This is a genomic window from Brenneria populi, from assembly GCF_036016195.1.
Taxonomy (GTDB): Bacteria; Pseudomonadota; Gammaproteobacteria; order Enterobacterales; family Enterobacteriaceae; genus Brenneria; species Brenneria populi.
Window position 1 is genome coordinate 417093 of record NZ_JAYWTM010000001.1, and the last position, 17824, is coordinate 434916.

The 17824-nt window shown below is 57.4% G+C and carries 14 protein-coding genes and 1 pseudogene; 9 read left to right on the forward strand and 6 right to left on the reverse strand.

Annotated elements, in window-relative coordinates:
* Window positions 1-159 precede the first annotated feature (159 nt).
* The 3 genes from VSX58_RS01915 (at window position 160) to VSX58_RS01925 (ending at window position 4756) form a co-directional block, all read left to right on the forward strand.
* A complete protein-coding gene (locus tag VSX58_RS01915; RefSeq protein ID WP_327616565.1) occupies window positions 160-1671 on the forward strand; it encodes an FAD-dependent oxidoreductase in 1512 nt (503 codons plus the stop codon).
* A 64-nt stretch (window positions 1672-1735) separates the two neighbouring features.
* Window positions 1736-2965, forward strand: coding sequence for an OprD family outer membrane porin (locus VSX58_RS01920; RefSeq protein ID WP_327616566.1), 1230 nt, complete (start codon window positions 1736-1738; stop codon window positions 2963-2965).
* 150 nt (window positions 2966-3115) lie between these two features.
* Window positions 3116-4756, forward strand: a complete 1641-nt coding sequence (locus VSX58_RS01925) for an ABC transporter substrate-binding protein (RefSeq protein ID WP_407654826.1) — start codon at window positions 3116-3118, stop codon at window positions 4754-4756.
* Window positions 4757-4804: 48 nt separating this feature from the next.
* On the opposite strand, the gene ribA is transcribed toward VSX58_RS01925, so the two are convergent.
* Window positions 4805-5398, reverse strand: a complete 594-nt coding sequence (gene ribA, locus VSX58_RS01930; protein WP_327615204.1) for a GTP cyclohydrolase II — start codon at window positions 5396-5398, stop codon at window positions 4805-4807.
* A gap of 187 nt (window positions 5399-5585) precedes the next feature.
* On the opposite strand from ribA, the gene pgpB reads away from it, so the two are divergent.
* From pgpB to yciH, 5 genes are all read left to right on the forward strand, one after another.
* Window positions 5586-6356: a phosphatidylglycerophosphatase B gene (gene pgpB / locus VSX58_RS01935; protein WP_327616567.1), complete on the forward strand. Its 771-nt coding sequence runs from the start codon at window positions 5586-5588 to the stop codon at window positions 6354-6356.
* 168 nt (window positions 6357-6524) lie between these two features.
* Window positions 6525-6830, forward strand: coding sequence for a LapA family protein (locus VSX58_RS01940; protein WP_327615206.1), 306 nt, complete (start codon window positions 6525-6527; stop codon window positions 6828-6830).
* A gap of 13 nt (window positions 6831-6843) precedes the next feature.
* Entirely contained in the window at window positions 6844-8013 is a 1170-nt protein-coding gene (gene lapB, locus VSX58_RS01945; protein WP_327616568.1) for a lipopolysaccharide assembly protein LapB, read from the forward strand.
* Window positions 8014-8209: 196 nt separating this feature from the next.
* The gene (pyrF, locus tag VSX58_RS01950) at window positions 8210-8947 is read left to right on the forward strand and encodes an orotidine-5'-phosphate decarboxylase (protein ID WP_327616570.1); all 738 of its coding nucleotides are present in this window, start codon (window positions 8210-8212) and stop codon (window positions 8945-8947) included.
* 3 nt (window positions 8948-8950) lie between these two features.
* Window positions 8951-9280 (forward strand): stress response translation initiation inhibitor YciH, encoded by a 330-nt coding sequence (gene yciH / locus VSX58_RS01955; RefSeq protein WP_327616571.1) that lies wholly within the window; start codon window positions 8951-8953, stop codon window positions 9278-9280.
* Between the two features lie 25 nt (window positions 9281-9305).
* Here the strand turns inward: yciH and VSX58_RS01960 are convergent.
* Together VSX58_RS01960 and osmB are read right to left on the reverse strand one after the other, a co-directional pair.
* A pseudogene (locus VSX58_RS01960) lies at window positions 9306-9413 on the reverse strand (ABC transporter permease); the annotation flags it as partial.
* Between the two features lie 252 nt (window positions 9414-9665).
* Entirely contained in the window at window positions 9666-9881 is a 216-nt protein-coding gene (osmB, locus tag VSX58_RS01965) for an osmotically-inducible lipoprotein OsmB (RefSeq protein WP_327617041.1), read from the reverse strand.
* Window positions 9882-10202: 321 nt separating this feature from the next.
* Here osmB and araD point away from each other — a divergent pair, with 321 nt between their 5' ends.
* Window positions 10203-10898 carry an L-ribulose-5-phosphate 4-epimerase gene (araD, locus tag VSX58_RS01970; protein WP_327616572.1) on the forward strand — a complete coding sequence of 232 codons (696 nt, stop codon included), beginning with the start codon at window positions 10203-10205 and terminating at the stop codon, window positions 10896-10898.
* Between the two features lie 136 nt (window positions 10899-11034).
* Here araD and VSX58_RS01975 read toward each other — a convergent pair whose 3' ends face one another.
* The 3 genes from VSX58_RS01975 to VSX58_RS01985 form a co-directional block, all read right to left on the reverse strand.
* On the reverse strand, window positions 11035-13104 hold the full coding sequence (locus tag VSX58_RS01975) for a carbon starvation CstA family protein (protein WP_327616573.1): 2070 nt from the start codon (window positions 13102-13104) through the stop codon (window positions 11035-11037).
* A 242-nt stretch (window positions 13105-13346) separates the two neighbouring features.
* The gene (locus tag VSX58_RS01980) at window positions 13347-15281 is read right to left on the reverse strand and encodes an exoribonuclease II (RefSeq protein WP_327616574.1); all 1935 of its coding nucleotides are present in this window, start codon (window positions 15279-15281) and stop codon (window positions 13347-13349) included.
* 212 nt (window positions 15282-15493) lie between these two features.
* Window positions 15494-17806, reverse strand: a complete 2313-nt coding sequence (locus VSX58_RS01985; protein WP_327616575.1) for an FdhF/YdeP family oxidoreductase — start codon at window positions 17804-17806, stop codon at window positions 15494-15496.
* Between the last annotated feature and the right edge of the window lie 18 nt (window positions 17807-17824).

Consider the following 17824-nt stretch of genomic DNA (forward strand, 5'->3'; position numbering starts at 1 on the left):
TGAATCAACCATCGGCAATAACGGCGGTTATAAGCCGCGAGCTGGCGCGCCGCGCTATTTCCATGCTTTTTGTATGGCTAAGGCGGCGAGCCAGCGCCGGTAATAGAACGCTAAATAATAAAAATGGATAAAAAGAGAGGTCGACGTATGAAACATTTTTTGTCTACTAAGACAGGGATCGCCGCGCTGATTACCGCGCTGTTTTCTCTCTCCGCCTATGCGGACAAGGTGTACAACACCGATATCGCGGTGGTAGGCGGCGGCGCGACGGGGCTTGCCGCCGGGGTGCAGGCAAAAATGCTCGGAGCCGAAGTCATTATTCTTGAAAAACAGGGCATTATGGGCGGTTCGGCAAATTTCGCCGAAGGCATTTTTGCTGCGGAAAGCGCCATGCAGAAAAGGCAGGGCATCGATGTATCCAGAAAATTCGCATTCCAGGCGATTATGGAATACAGCCACTGGCGGGCCAATGCGCCGCTGGTCAGCGCGATTGTTCTCAAATCCGCCGATACGCTTGAATGGCTGCGGCAGTTCGGCGTGAACTATGAGTTTATCGGCGTAGGCGGCTTCGGCGGTCCGCTGACCTGGCATGTGGTCGGCGAGCTTGAGGTCGACGGTAAGCGTTATAACCACGGCAACGCGGTGATGGTGGCGCTCGACAGAAAATTCCGCGCGCTGGGCGGCGAGGTGCTGTTGCAGACGCCGGGCAAAAAGCTGATTAAAAAAGACAACCGAGTGGTGGGCGTGGAGGGCGTCAATAAAGACGGCGAGAAAGTGATCGTCAATGCCAAGGCGGTGATCGTCGGCACCGGCGGTTACGGCAACAATAAAGAGATGCTGAAAAAATATTCCCGTTTCCCCGATGTGATCATGGTCGGCCAGTCAGGCAAAGATGGCGAAGGCATTCAGATGGCCTGGGACGCCGGAGCCGGCGAGGAGGGGGCTGAAATTATGATCTCCTATCGGCCCGGACTGCCCGATTTTTCCACCAAGTCGCACCTTATCGCGGCGGCGGTTCAGCCCTACCTTTACGTCGATCCCAACGGACGAAGATATACCGACGAGTACAATATCGCCGAGTGGCCCTTCTCCGGCAACGCGCTGGAGCGAATCGGCGGCGTCGCCTACTCAATCTACGACGAACAGACAAAACAGATGTTTCTCAATCAGGGGATCCAGATGCCCATCGGCGAATGGGTAACCTACGGCACCAGGCTGGATAAACTTGAGGAGGAGTTCAATAAGGAGTTGGCGAAAAACAACGGCAATGTTTTCAAATGCGACACCCTTGAAGAGGTCGCGCGCAACATCGGCGCCGACCCCAACGTGCTGAAGGCGACGATCACGCGCAATAATCAGGCCGCCGTCAGGCATAAGGACGAGGAGTTTTTTAAAAACGCCGATTTCCTGCGCCCGGTGGAAAAAGGGCCTTTCTATGTGACGAAGCTGCGGCCGAGAGCGCTCGGTACGTTCGGCGGCGTCAGAATCAATGAAAAGGCGGAAGCGGTGACCGCGCAGGGAAAAGCCATTCCCGGGCTTTACGCCGGCGGGCTCGATGCCGGAGGCATGTACGGCGATAGCTATGACCTTGAAATGGGCGGCGCCAGTTTCGCTTTCGCATTGAATTCAGGACGGATAGCCGCTGAAAATGCGGTTAAGTACATAAAATAATTATCCGCGATGATCCCGCCGTATTTATTCGGCGGGTATTTTCTCTTTTTTAGAAGGAAGCAAAATGAAAAATTTTGCCCTATTTCCGGCTTGGATATTATTCATATTTACCTCTGGCGCCTTTGCCGCAAACAATTTAAACGAAGCCTTTGAACAGGGAACGCTGAAAGGCGAACTGCGAGGTTATTATTTCGAAAGGGATTTCGACGACAGCGCCAAAAGAGCCGATCTGGCCGTCGGCACCTTATTTTACTTCAACACCGCCGCCGTCAACGGATTAAGCGCCGGCGCGGCCTTCGCCAGCGCCAACGACGTCGGTGATAACGATAATCATCAGGTCTATGGCCTGGTTCAGGGAATCGGCACAAATAAGCATCAGAGTTTCTCGCGTCTTCAGGAATATTATATTCAGGGCGACTGGTTCGATAGCAAAATAAAGTTCGGCGCGCAGGAGATAAATACGCCCTTTATGAGCGGGCATGATATAAGGTTTTTGCCTAAAACTTACCGCGGGATTTCCGTGGTGAACAGCGGCGTCGAGAATCTGGAGTTATCCGCTTACTATATTACGGACATGGAAGGCTGGTGGGACGATGAGTTTACCTCTCTGGTCTCGGTGAACGGCGTTAAGGTTAACCGGGATCTTATCGCCGGCGGCATGAAATATACGCTTCCCGTCGATTTCGCGAAAACCCAGCTGCAGGGCTGGATCTACCATATGGACGATGTGTTCGACACCGGCTTTTTCAAGGCGCACGCGGCGAAGCGCATCGGCGATTATGAACTGTTTTTCGCGCCGTCGGCGCTGTTTCAGCAGTCAATCGGCGCGGAGCTTGGCGGCAGGGAGTTCGATACTTACCAGTATGGCTTCAATACCGGCTTTAAGGCCTACGGTTTCCATGTCGCCGCTTTCTACGCCAAAACCGGCGATGATGAGCTCTATGTTCCGTGGGGCGATGAAAAGGTCATCATCCAGCAGATCAACGCCGCGGGCCGCGCCAATGAAACGGCCTATGCGCTGAGAGTCGCCTATGATTTCTCGCAAATCGGCATTAAGGGCCTGAACGCCTACCTGTTTCATGCCTATTACGATACCGACAGACTTCAGTTCTCGACTCAGCAGGCGAAGGACATAAACGAGACCGACCTAAGCGTTCAGTACGACTTCTCCGGCGCGCTCGACGGTTTCAGCGTGCGCCTGCGCTACGCCTTCATTGATGCGGAAGAGGGGGAGAATTTCGATGATTTTCGGGTTTATCTCCGCTATCGCTTTACCCTCGGCGGAAAAGCCTGAGTGCCGATAGAACCGGTTAAAACCTGGCGTCGGATATACCCGCGCCAGGTTTTATTTATGCGATAAAATCGGAGATCCCCTTGCCAGATACGGCCTCTGCGCGCTATTACTCATTCTGAGGGTAAACCGTGCGGCACATAAGGAGAGGCTATGAATTTCGCGTTAAACGTCGGCGGTAGGCAACGCCTGTACGCTCTGTTGCTCCCGCTCTGCTCAGCGATGGTTTCGGCCGCCGTTTGCGCGGCGCAGGCGCCCGCCGGCGTTCAGCTGGCGGCCAAACAGGAGCTGGTGCGGGGCAACGGTTCTGAACCCGCCTCGCTCGATCCGCATAAGGTCGAGAGCGATGTCGAAGCCAATATCATTCACGATTTTTTTGAAAAGCTGATTTCGGTGCATGATGACGGCGCCATTTCCGGCGGTCTGGCTGAAAAGTGGGAGCAACAGGATCAGCGGATCTGGACGTTCCATCTGCGCCCGGACCTGAAGTGGTCCGACGGCACTCCGCTCACCGCCGCCGACGTGGTTTTCAGCTGGCGGCGTTTGGTCGATCCGCAAACGCTCTCTCCCTACCAATCCTATATTCCCAGTATGCACGTGCGCAACGCCGCGGAGATTGCGGCAGGGAAAATGCCCGCCGACGCGCTGGGCATTACGGCGCCGGATAAGCGAACGGTACGCATTGAACTGGATCGGCCTTTATCCTATTTTCTGGCGATGGTCGACCATTTCGCCGTGGTGACGCTGCCGCAGGCGGCGATTGAAAAATATGGCGATAGATGGACGCAGCCCGGCAATTTCGTCGGCAGCGGCCCTTTTACCCTTAACGAATGGGTGGTCAACGAGCGGATTGTCGGTAAACGCAATCCCTACTATTGGGATGATGCGCACACCGTGCTGAACAAGGTGACCTACTTGCCGATCGTATCCAATACGGCGGAGGTGAATCGTTACAAAGCCGGCGAGGTGGAGATAACCTTCACGCTGCCGCCGCACCTGTTCAACGCGCTTAAGAAAGATCTGCCCGATCAGGTTAAAGTGGATCCGCAATTATCCACCTACTATTACAAATTCAATACGCAAAAGCCGCCGTTTAACGACCCGCGCGTCAGGCGGGCGCTGGATCTGGCGCTGGACAAAACCGTGATTGCCGAGAAGGTGCTGGGCATGGGGCAACGGCCCGCCTACAGCATTCTGCCGCCCGGTATGGCGGGCTATAGCAGCGAGCAGCCCGAATGGGCGGCCTGGAGCCAGCAGCAAAGAAACGTCGAGGCGAAAAAGCTGCTGGCCGCCGCGGGATTCGGCGCGGATCGGCCGTTAAAATTCGACCTGCTGTACAACACTTCCGAGTCGCATCAGCGGGTGGCGATTGCCGCCAGCTCGATGTGGAAACAGGCGCTGGGCGTTGAGGCACGGCTGAAAAACCAGGAGTGGAAGACCATGCTGGACACTATGCGCACCGGAGACTTTGAAGTGGTCAGGGCGTCCTGGGCGGCGGATTATAATGAGCCTTCCACCTATTTCGATATTCTGCGTACCGGCAACAGCAATAATCAGGGGAAATTCACGCATGCCGAATACGACGCGCTGTTGGATCGCTCGGTCAATGCGGATACGCCCGCGGCGCGTAATAGCGACTATCACCAGGCGGAAAAAATTCTGCAGCAGCAGGCTCCGCTGATTCCCCTCTATTACTATGTGCGCGCGCGGCTGGTGAAACCCTATATCGGCGGGTTCAAGCCCGACCAGAAAGCGGATGTCTACAGCAAGGATATTTACATCATCAAACACTAAGAGAGGATGAGCGCCAGGAACGACCTGGCGCCCACGGCGCCTGTCGCGTCATTTTATATGCAGCAGATGCCCCAGCTTGGCCTCTTTGGTCGCCAGATAGCGTTCATTTTGAGGGTTGCGGCCGACGATCAGCGGCACGCGCTCAACGATATTGATGCCCGCTTCGTTGAGAATTTTTACTTTTTGCGGATTATTGGTCAGCAGGCGGACTTCATTAACGCCCAGCAGTTTGAACATGTCCGCGCAGAGCGTGAAGTCGCGCTCATCAGCGGCAAAGCCTAGCTGGTGGTTCGCTTCGACGGTATCCGCGCCCAGATCCTGCAGCGCATAGGCGCGAATTTTATTCAACAGGCCGATATTGCGGCCCTCCTGCCGGTGATACAGCAGCACGCCGCGTCCTTCCTCGGCGATATGCCGCAGCGCGGCTTCAAGCTGAAATCCGCAGTCGCAGCGCAGGCTAAATAGGGCGTCCCCCGTCAAACATTCGGAGTGAACACGCGCCAGAACGGGAGTCGAGCCGGAAATATCGCCATAAACCAATGCGAGATGGTCGTGTCCTGTGGCCAGTTCTTCAAATCCTACCATCAGGAAATCGCCCCAGAGGGTGGGTAATTTGGCTTCCGCCACCCGTTTTAGCTGCATGTTATTCTCCAAAAAACAAAAATGCTGACGCGCATCCTACTGCGGTAAGCGGGACTTGACCAGCAAAAGACCGTTCATTGACTCAACCGGGAGCTATTTTACGCCATACTAACCTCTTATGTCGTTTTTTTTGCTAGAATTGTGACAATATTGTTGTGGGTATCACACTGAATTATAGGAAGAAAAGATGTTCGATATCGTCAGACGAACCGCTATCGGCGCGGTGCTTTTGCTGATCATGCCATCGATTGTTTGGATTAGCGGGTGGCAGTGGCAGCCAGGACAGAGCGGATTATGGCTGCGTATGCTGTTCTGGACGACCGAAACGGTGACGTCGCCGTGGGGAACCTTGACCAGCATAGTGCTGGGCGCCTGGTTTCTCTGGTGCCTGCGTTTTCGGATGAAACCGGCTATCGGCGTGTTTGTCATCATGATCGTTACGGTGATTATCGGTCAGGGCACGAAGTCGGCGATCAAAGGCTGGGTGCAGGAGCCGCGTCCGTATGTCGTCTGGCTGGAGAAAAATCACCAGATTGACGATAGCCACTTTTATTCTCTGCCGCGCAAGGAGCGGGCCGGGCTGGTAAAAGAGCAACTGCGCGATGAGACGGGGATCCCCCACTGGCTGCGCCGCCACTGGCAGGCGGAAACCGGGTTTGCCTTCCCGTCGGGACATACCATGTTCGCCGCTACCTGGGCGCTGTTGGGCGTCGGGCTGCTGTGGGCGCGCCGGCATTATAAAACGGTCGCGCTATTGATGCTGTGGGCGACCTCGGTGATGGGCAGTCGTCTGGTGTTGGGGATGCACTGGCCGCGCGACCTGATTGTTGCGACGCTGATAAGCTGGCTGCTGGTGGCGATCGCCTGTTGGCTGGCCCAGCGCTGGTGCGGTCCGCTTTCGCTGCAGCGCGAAGAGTTGGAACAGCAAGCCGCGGAAGACGCGGCGGACAAAGCGTGATCGGAGATGAGCTTACGTCGCGTTTGCGTCCGACGTGCGGCCATCTTTTTCTTCGGCCTAATCACCGCGCGGCGGCGGCGCGAAGCGTCCGGGTGGTAATTTTATGGGGTTTATCGCCAAAATTTGGCATAATTCATTTGGTTAATGAGATATCACAGGAAATATAACGTGAAATACTTGCTGATTTTTTTACTCGTGCTGGCGATATTCATCATTTCTGTCACACTGGGCGCGCACAACGATCAGACGATTACGTTTAACTATCTGCTGGCGCAAGGGGATTACCGTATATCGACGCTGCTGGCCACGCTATTCGCCACGGGCTTCGTTCTGGGCTGGGTGATTTGCGGTCTGTTTTATCTGCGTCAGCGTATTGCGTTAGGCCGCGCTCAACGTAAAATCAAACGTCTTGAACAACAGCTTTCTGCGGCGAATGAAGAAAGTGTAGCGCCGGCGCAGCCCGCCACCCACTAAGGAATTATTCTCTATGCTAGAACTGCTGTTCTTGTTGCTGCCCGTGGCCGCCGCTTATGGCTGGTACATGGGGCGCAGAAGTGCGCAGCAGGATAAAGAGCAGGAGTCCAACCGTCTGTCGCGCGAATATGTCACCGGGGTAAACTTCCTGCTCTCCAATCAGCAGGATAAAGCGGTTGAGCTGTTCCTCGACATGCTCAAGGATGACGGCAACACCTTTGAGGCGCATCTGACCCTCGGCAATTTGTTTCGCTCGCGCGGCGAGGTCGATCGCGCCATCCGCATTCATCAGGCTTTGACCGAAAGCACCTCCCTGTCGTTTGAACAACGCCTGCTGGCGCTACAGCAGCTTGGCCGGGACTACACGGCCGCGGGGCTGTACGATCGCGCCGAAGAGATCCTCAAACAGCTGGTGGACGAAGAGGATTTTCGGCGCGGCGCCCTGCAGCAGCTTTTGCAAATCTATCAGGCGACCAGCGACTGGCTAAACGCCATCGATGTAGCGGAAGCGCTGGTTAAAATGGGTGAAGATCAGATCCGGGCGGATATCGCCCATTTCTACTGCGAACAGGCGCTGCTCGCCATGGGCGGCGACGATCTGGATAAGGCGTTAGGCTTGCTGAAAAAGGGCGCAGCGGCGGATAAACAGTGCGCGCGCGTATCGATCATGATGGGGCGCATCTATATGGCGCAGCAGCAGTACGCGCGCGCCGTCGACTCCCTGCAGCAGGTGCTTGAACAGGATAAAGAGCTGGTCAGCGAAACGCTGGCGATACTGCAGGAGTGTTATCAGCATTTGCAGCAGCCTCAGGCGTGGGCCGAATTTCTGACGCGATGCGTCGAGGAGAATTCAGGCGCCACGGCGGAATTGATGCTGGCCGACATTATCGAGCATCAGCAGGGCGCCGAAGCGGCCCAGGTGTATATCAACCGTCAGCTCCAGCGGCACCCGACGATGCGCGTGTTTCATCGCCTGATGGATTACCATCTGAACGAAGCGGAAGACGGCAGGGCGAAAGAGAGTCTTCTGGTTTTGCGCGATATGGTCGGCGAGCAAATCCGCACCAAACCGCGCTACAGCTGCCGGAAATGCGGCTTTACCTCGCAGTCTTTATACTGGCACTGTCCTTCCTGCCGCAGTTGGGCCAGCATAAAGCCGATTCGCGGATTAGACGGGCAGTAACAACAGTACGCGGGCGCGGGGGAATGGCGTGCGATTTAGTTACAACATACTAAATATTTCGATACCCGTACGGTTTCAGCGGCAATCGCCGTCGCTATTCGCTAAACAGGCGGCTGGGATTTCAGCGGCGGGGCATGTAGAATGCGGCGGGAATTTTAGTCGTGAATGTGGCTGTTATTAAATAAAGGGGCGGCAAGTGAAAGACGAAAACCTAAAAGAAAACGACCAGGCTGTATCATCCCCAATTATTGTGGCGCTGGACTATGCCGATCGGCAGTCGGCGTTGTCGTTCGTCGATCGCATCTCCCCCCAGGACTGCCGGCTGAAAGTGGGCAAAGAGATGTTCACCCTGTTCGGCCCGCAGTTTGTGCAGACGCTTCAGCAGCGTGGGTTCGACGTATTCCTCGATTTGAAATTTCATGACATTCCCAATACCGTCGCGCATGCGGTCGCCGCCGCGGCCGATCTGGGCGTATGGATGGTCAACGTGCATGCCAGCGGCGGTACGCGCATGATGATGGCGGCGAAAGAGGCGCTGCTGCCGTTCGGCGACGACGCGCCGCTATTGATCGCCGTGACGGTATTGACCAGCCTGGAGGTGGAAGACCTGCGCGATCTGGGCATCACGGCCAGCCCGGCGGAGCAGGCGGAAAGGCTGGCGCTGCTGACCTATAACTGCGGTCTCGACGGCGTGGTCTGTTCCGCGCATGAGGCCGAACGCCTGAAGCAGGTTTGCGATGCGAACTTTAAACTGGTGACGCCGGGGATCCGTCCCGCAGGCAGCGATGCGGGCGATCAGCGCCGCATCATGACGCCGCTTCAGGCGCAGCGCGCGGGCGTGGATTATATGGTAATCGGCCGGCCGATCACCCAGTCCGCCGATCCGGCGCAAACCCTGCGCGATATCCGGGCGTCGCTGGCCGCGGGAGCGTGAGCGATGGGGCGCAATGATGAAAGCCGGCTGGTATATTCCACGGAAAGCGGACGGATTAAGCCGGAAGAGGAGAAGGTCGTTCGCCCGCGCGGCGACGGCATAGTACGTATACAGCGTCAGACCAGCGGACGAAAGGGCAAAGGCGTTTGCGTTATCAGCGGCATCGATCTCGATGACGACGCGCTGGGTAAGCTCGCCGCCGAATTAAAGAAAAAGTGCGGCTGCGGGGGCGCGGTAAAAGCGGGCCTCATTGAGATTCAGGGCGATAAGCGCGATTTGCTGAAACAGCTGCTGGAAGCGAAAGGGATGACGGTGAAGCTGGCGGGCGGTTGAGGCCGGCCGCCGCCTGCCTTCGGGTTTACCATTTTACCGTATCTTTCTGCCACGCCAGCAGACGATCGCGTATGGCGAAAAGCAGCGTTATCAGGGATGAAAACAGGATTGCCATCACAATCAGCGCGGCATACCTTCGCCGGATATAATCTTGGGCCGACTTCGCCGGAGATTTTTATCGGTTCATTGTCCAGTTGTTTGACGCATATCTTTCTGATTTATGCGGCGGATCGGCAAATTCCGCTTTCCCTGCTTGAGGTGGAGGTTTAGGCGGATGTCGATAACCGGTAGAGGGCAAAGTGAACTACCGTCAGGTGAATCGTGACGGAAAATGAAAATGGAGCCTAAGCTCCATTTTCATAAAAACGGTGAGGGGGTTAAAGGTTTAATCCACCTGGCGGCCGATAAGTCCCCCGATGGCCGCGCCGCCAAGCGTTCCTAATGTTCCTCCATTCGTCAGCACCGCGCCGCCCACGGCGCCCGCGCCGGCGCCGATGACCGTGTTCCGGTCGCGCTTAGACATATTTGAACAGCCAGCCAACGCAATTGTTAACGCTATGGCTAAAACCGCCGTCGTAAACTGTTTGTTCATTTTCATTATGTTCCCCTTTTGCTCCTGATTACACTCTCTTCATATGAAGAAAATATCGTGTTGCAATGCTTTCACGGTATTAAATAAATAAGCCAAGCCTTCATTTCACTGCCGTCCAGTATAATCATCGGGAAAAACTGCAACAGGTAAAAAATCTTAATTCCCATACGTTACGATAACGATAGCAATAAAGGGTAAAGCAGGGGCCGCGCATAAATAAAAACCGAGCGGGTTACAGCAGAACGCTGCCGGGTCTTTAGCAAGTTAGCCCATAGCGGCGCCGGGCGATGGCCGGGAGAATGGCTTCATGCCATAGCGCGGAGCGTGATTATGTTGGATGAACTCAAAAAACAGGTATTGAAAGCCAATTTGGCCCTGCCGCAACATCGGTTAGTGACATTTACCTGGGGCAATGTCAGCGCCGTCGACCGCGCGCGCGGACTCATGGCGATCAAACCCTCCGGGGTGGAGTATTCCGCGATGACGGCGGATGATATCGTCGTCGTCGAACTGGAGAGCGGGAAGGTGGTCGACGGAGCCAGAAAACCCTCCTCGGATACCGATACCCATCGCATGCTATACCTGGCGTTTGCGGATATTGGCGGGATCGTCCATACGCACTCCCGCCACGCCACCATCTGGGCCCAGTCCGGTAAAGATATTCCCGCCTGGGGAACCACCCACGCCGATTATTTTCATGGCGCCATCCCCTGTACGCGTTTAATGACCGATGAGGAAATTAACGGGCGTTACGAATGGGAGACGGGCAACGTGATTGTGGAAACATTCCGTTCCCGCCAGCTTTCGCCAGCCGATATTCCGGCGGTGCTGGTCAATGCGCACGGCCCTTTTTCCTGGGGCAAAGACGCGGATAATGCGGTGCATAATGCCGTGGTATTGGAAGAGATCGCCTACATGGGCATTTTTTCCCGTCAGCTTACGCCCGACCTGGGCGCTATGCAGCAAGTTTTGCTGGATAAACACTACCTGCGCAAGCACGGTCAAAACGCGTATTACGGGCAGTAAAAATCCCTCCGATGGATAACGCCGATCGTTTAAGCATCGAGATACACGGGGCGACCACCGGGTGAGGCGTCCCTACGGGAACCTCCCCCGGTGTTTTCCCTAAAAACCGGCTTAAGTATGCGTTCCGCGGCGCAGCCTATTTAGCCGCATGCGGCTCCTCGCGTAGCACCACCGCCGTTTCCTGCGCCGTCGGACTTGTGCTGTTCAGCGCGCGCCGAATGACAAAGAACGCCGATATCAGCATGGTGACGGCCACCAGCATAAAGAAACCGCACAGCGCGGCGTTAATCTGATTGCTGAACACGATGGTTTCCATATCCTTGATGGTTTTGGCCGGGGCAATCAGCGTGCCCTGTTCAATACCGGCGGAGAAACGTTTAGCCTGAGCCAGAAAGCCGATACTGGCTTTTTCATGGAAAATCTTCTGCCAGCCGGCGGTCATCGAGGTAATAAACAGCCACACCGTGGGGACGATGGTGACCCAGGCATAGCGCTGCTTCTTCATCTTGAACAGCACTACGGTGCCGAGGATCAGCGCCATGGACGCCAGCATCTGGTTACCGATGCCGAACAGCGGCCATAGCGTGTTGATCCCGCCCAGGGGATCGATAACCCCCTGATAGACGAAGAATCCCCAGCCGGCGACGGCTACCGTGGTGCCGGCCAAATTCCCCAGCCACGAATGGCTGTTCGCCAGCCTGGGGATCGCCACGCCGACCAAGTCCTGAACCATAAAGCGGCAGGCGCGGGTGCCGGCGTCCACGGCGGTAAGAATAAATAGCGCTTCAAACAGAATGGCGAAATGGTACCAGAATGCCATCATCGCGCGGCTGTTAAAAATTTCGGTAATGATGTAGGCCATGCCCACCGCAAAGGTCGGGGCGCCGCCGGCGCGCGACAGCACCGAGGCTTCGCCGACATCGCTGGCGATGGCGGAAAGCGCTTCCGGGGTGATGACGAATCCCCAACCGTTAATAACCTGAGCGGCGTTTTCCACCGTGGTGCCGATAAGCGCCGCCGGCGAGTTCATGGCGAAATAGACGCCGGGTTCGATGACCGATGCGCAGATTAGCGCCATGATGGCGACGAAGGACTCCATCAACATGGCGCCGTAGCCGATAAAGCGAATTTGACTCTCCCGTTCGACCAGTTTCGGCGTGGTGCCGCTGGAAACCAGCGCGTGAAAGCCCGAAATCGCGCCGCAGGCGATGGTAATAAACAGGAAGGGGAACAGACTGCCGGAAAACACCGGGCCGCTGCCGTCGATAAAACGGGAAACGGCGGGCATTTTCATCTCCGGCATGGCGAAGACGATGCCGACCGCCAGCCCGACGATTACGCCGATCTTCAGGAAGGTGGAGAGATAATCACGCGGCGCCAGCAGCAGCCAGACCGGCAGCACGGAGGCGACGAAACCGTAAATGACCAGCACCCAGGTGAGCGTGGTTCCCTTTAAGGTGAAGAAGGGGCCCCAGTAGGGGTGCGCGGCGATATTGCCGCCATAGACGATCGCCAGCATCATGAGTACAAAACCGATGAGCGAGACCTCGGCGATTTTCCCCGGGCGCAGGAAACGCATGTATATGCCCATAAACAGCGCGATGGGAATGGTGGCGGCGATGGTGAATAAGCCCCACGGGCTGTCCGCCAGGGCTTTTACCACCACCAGGGCGAGCGCCGACAGGATAATAATCATTACGCCCAAAGCGCCGAGCATGGTGATGACGCCGGCAAACGCGCCCAGCTCCTGCTTCGCCATCTCTCCCAAAGAGCGTCCGTCGCGCCGGGTGGAAATAAACAGCACCAGAAAGTCCTGTACCGCGCCGGCAAGCATGACGCCCACCAGGATCCAGATCGTGCCGGGCAAAAAGCCCATCTGCGCGGCGAGAATCGGGCCGACCAGCGGTCCGGCTCCGGCGATGGCCGCAAAATGGTGGCCGAACAGCACCCATTTATTGGTGGGGACGTAGTCTAATCCGTCGTTGTGGCGCTCCGCCGGCGTTAAGCGGCGATCGTCCAGTTCAAAGACTTTCTTGGCAATAAACAGACTGTAGAAACGGTAGGCAATACTGTAACAGGCTACGGATGCAACAACCAACCATACGGCATTTACGTGTTCACCGCGGCTTAAGGCCAGGGTGGCGAACGCGATGGCGCCCGCCAGACCGACCAATAGCCAGATCGCTATGCTCTTAAGATTATTCATAACAACGGCTCCTTCGTTACAGAGGAAGAGATGTAGCGCAGCAATTAATGCAATTTAACAATAGTGGGTTTGATGCCGAAGAGAAGGGGATGAGTGAGAAAATGTGAGCGGAGATGAATTTATGTAAATATATTTAAATACACGGCCGCCCGACGGCGGGAAACGGCTCGGGCTTGGCGCCTGTAAGCGCCTGAAAATATTGCCGTCGCCGGCCCGACGGATGGGCCGGCGACGCAGGAGCGTTATTCCGCGGGTTTGGCGATGATGCTGCGGGTTTCGAGGCGAACTTCCGCGATAACGACGTCGAGCGCGTCGCCCTGGCGGTAAACTTCCTTGCCTTTTATCGACACCGTGCCGGTATCCTGGCTGCATACCAGCTCATCCCGCACCGCGTGAATAAAGGAGGAGGGGATAAACGCCACCGCGCCGTTATCCAGCAGCCGGACGCGCAGGCCGCCGCGGGTGACATCCATGATCTCCGCCGAAAAGCGCGTATCGGTTCCCGCCTTATCCTTCAGGAAGCGGGCGTATAGCCAATCGCCGACGTCCCGCTCCGCCATCCGGTTGAGACGGCGGCGTTCCGCCAGTTGCGCGGTAACCTCATCCTGGGGCTTTTGCGCCGGCAGCCCGGCGATCGCCGCTTTCAGCAGGCGGTGGTTAACCATATCGCCGTATTTGCGAATCGGCGACGTCCAGGTGGCGTAGGCTTCCAGCCCCAGGCCGAAATGCGGCCCCGGCGCGGTGCTGACTTCGGCGAATGACTGGAAACGGCGGATGCGGCTGTCCAGGAACGGCGTCGGCAGGGCGTCCAGTTCGCGGCGCAGAGAGCAGAAGCCGTCCAGGGTCAGCAGCGCCTGGGCATCGGCCTTTATGCCGAAGGAATCCAGCACCGCCACCGCCTGCTCGACGGATGCCGGGTCGAAACCGTGATGGACGTTATAGATGCCGAAGCCCAGTTTGTCGCGCAGCACAATGGCGGCGCAGACGTTGGCGGCGATCATCGCTTCTTCGACGATGCGGTTGGCGATGCGCCTTGGTTCGACGACGATGTCCAGCACTTCGCCTTTTTCTCCCAGCAGAAAGCGGTAGTCCGGCCGGTCTTTGAATACCAGCGCATGCGCCGTACGCCAGGCGCCGCGCGCCAGACAGACGCGGTGCAGCAAACGAATCTGCTGCGCAATGGCGTCGCTCGGCGGCTGCCATTCGCCCTGTTGCTCCAGCCAGTCGGATACATCGTCGTAAGCCAGCTTGGCTTTGGACTCGATCCAGGCGGCAAAGAACTGAATATCGTCGCCCAGAGAGCCGTCGGCGCCGATCGTGACGCGGCAGGCCAACGCCGGGCGGCGTTCCTGCGGGCGCAGCGAGCAGATATCGTCCGACAGATAACGCGGCAGCATCGGAATATTGAAGCCGGGCAGATAGTTGGTGAAGGCGCGCTGGCGCGCGATATTATCCAGTTCGCTGCCCGCCTCAACATAGGCGGTCGGATCGGCGATGGCGACGAACAGCTGCAACGCGCCGTCCTCGCTCTCTTTTACATACAGCGCATCATCCATATCCTCGGTACTGGCGCTATCGATGGTGATAAAGTCCAGCGCGGTCAGATCTTCGCGCGTCAGCGCGCCGTCGTTGCGCTCGGCGGCTTCGGCTTCAGGCGCCGCGCGCTCCAGATTATGTCGTGACAACGTCACCCACCACGGCGCCAGCGGATCGTCGCCGGTGGTGATGAATTGGGTCAAATCTGCGTGGAACCCGCGGTCGCCTTTGAGCGGGTGGCGACGCATTTCGGCAACCGCCCAGTCGCCGTCCTGAAAGGTATGGCTGACGCCGCGCGCGGGACGGCAGAAAATCGCGTCTTTCAGCAGCGGATGGTCGGGAACGATGGATAAGCGATCGTCTTTTTTCTGAACGCGGCCGACAAAGCGGCTCAGGAATGGTTCTATCAGCGTTTCCGGCTCGGCGATTTCGCGATCTTTTTCAGTGTGCAGCGTGGCGCTGATACGGTCGCCGTGCATCACTTTTTTCATCTGCGGCGGCGGGATGAAATAGCTTTTTTGCGCCTCGGCTTCCAGAAAGCCGAACCCTTTATCGGTGCCTTTGACGACACCTTCAACCCGTGGCGTCTGTGAGTGAAGTTGCTGTTTTAGCTGTGCAAGCAGCGGATTGTCTTGAAACATAGCGTCCAGGAATACGGTTATAAGTAGCTCGATTAGCGGCTGACAGTTTTACGCGAATCGGATGCCGGCGGCAAGCATTGATATAAGGATAACGGAATGAGGACGACGGCGTAGGGGGACGACGCGGGGCCGACCAGCAGCGCCGCGTCATCGAGCGTATCGCGCAGATCGTCGGGCAGCACGGCTGAAATTTTGGCGAGCGCGCCGCTGCTTCAGGCGCTGCGCAATAACGGTTCGTCCAGTTCGCTGCGGCAGATTTTCACCGGCACGGATTTCGACGTCGGAGTAAAGGTTTCGTCGCCGTAGCTGGAAAGGGGAACCAGCGGATTGGTTTCCGGGTAGTAGGCCGCCAGATTGCCGCGCGGAATGGGATAGCCCACCAGCCGGAAGCCGCTGACCTTACGTACGATGCCGTCATGCCATAGGGTTTCGATGTCCACCCGATCGCCGTCCTTCAGCCCCTGCGCCGCCATGTCGTCAGGGTGGATAAACAGCACTTCGCGCTGGCCGTAAACGCCGCGGTAGCGATCGTCGAGACCGTAAATCGTGGTGTTGTACTGATCGTGCGATCGCAGCGTTTGCAGGGTGAAGGGAACCCTCTGCCCGCCCAATTGCGGAAATAACGAATCAGGCAGCGGCGCATGACTGAACTCGGCCTTGCCGCTGGCGGTCGCGAAGCGCAGCTCGGCCGCCGCGTTTCCGAGGTAGAAACCGCCCGGCAGGCTGCAGTCTTCGTTGAAGTTTTCAAAGCCGGGGATCGTCGCGGCAATATGATCGCGAATGCGCGAGTAGTCATCGGCCAGCGCCAGCCAGTCCAGTTTTTCCTTGCCCAGCACGGCGTCGGCGATGCCCGCCACAATCGCGGTTTCCGAACGCTGCAACGGGGACAAGGGCTGGCCGACGCCCTCGGAGGCATGCACCATACTGAAGGAGTCCTCCACGGTAATAAACTGCGGTCCGGCGGCCTGCACATCGCGATCGGTGCGTCCCAGCGCGGGCAGGATCAATGCATCCACCTTTCCGGTAACCAGATGGCTGCGGTTCAGCTTGGTGCTGATGTGCACCGTCAGATCGCAGCGGCTCAGCGCTTCTTCGGCGCGCGGCGAATCCGGCGCGGCGGCGGCAAGGTTGCCCCCTAAGGCGATGAGTACTTTTACCTCATCGCGCAGCATGGCTTCCAGCGCTTCAACGGTGTTATGGCCGAATTCGCGCGGGGGCGTGAAGTTAAAGTGCGCGGCCAGGCGCGCCAGAAAAGCGGTGGCGGGTTTTTCGTCGATTCCCATCGTCCGGTTGCCCTGCACGTTGCTGTGGCCGCGTACCGGACACAGGCCGGCGCCGGGTTTGCCTAGCTGGCCGAACAACAGCTGCAGGTTAACGATTTCACGTACCGTCGCCACCGAGTGCTTATGCTGGGTTACGCCCATCGCCCAGGTGCAAATCACCCGCGGCGATTGCTGATAAATCGCCGCCACGGCGCGTAATTGCGCCTCGCTCAGGCCGGACTGGCATTCGATTTTCCGCCAGCTGGTGTCGTCGACGACCGCCAGGTAGGCTTCCGCCCGACGGGTATAGGAAGAGAGGAAATCTTCGTCAAACAGCCCCTTTTCACCGGCGTTCAGGCGCTGGCGGTGCGTTTCCAGCAGCGCTTTCACCATGCCGCGCACGGCGGCCATATCGCAGCCCAGGTTGGGTTGCAGATAGGTTTCGCTAATCGCGCCCGCCAGCGGAGTCAACAGCTCCAACGGGTTTTGCGGGTTGGCGAAGCGCTCCAGCCCGCGTTCGCGCAGCGTATTGAAGGCGACGATGTGCGCGCCGCGATCGGCGGCGTGGCGCAGGCTGTGCAGCATTCTGGGGTGGTTGGTGCCGGGATTCTGGCCGAAAACGAAAATGGCGTCGGCGTGCTCGAAATCATCCAGGCGGATAGTTCCTTTCCCCACGCCAATACTCTGTTTCAGCCCGGTGCCGCTGGCCTCATGGCACATATTTGAACAGTCGGGGAAGTTGTTGGTACCCAGCATCCGGCCGAAAAGCTGATACAGATAGGAGGCTTCATTGCTTGCGCGCCCGGAAGTGTAGAGTTCCAGCCGGTTGGGGTGGTCCATGGCTTTAATATGCCGCGCGATCAGCGCAAAGGCGTCTTCCCAGCTTATGGGCACATATCGGTCGGTTGCGCGGTTGTAGCGCATCGGGTGGGTAAGACGTCCCTGATACTCCAGAAAGTAGTCACTCTGCTGACGCAGGGTCGTGACGCTGTGCGCGGCGAAGAATTCCAGATCCACCGCTCTGCGCGTGGCTTCCCAGCTAACCGCTTTGGCGCCGTTCTCACAAAAGCTGAAGGTGCTGTGGTTATCGTCGCCCCAGGCGCATCCGGGGCAGTCGAATCCTTTGGATTTATTGATCCGCAACAAGTTTCGGATATTTTTCAGCGCTTGCTTACTGTCCAACACAAAACGGGTGGTGGCTTCCAGGGAACCCCAACCGCCGGCTGCGCTGCGGTATGGCTTGATGGATGGTTTGAATTTCATGGCGAGATCCGCAGGTGT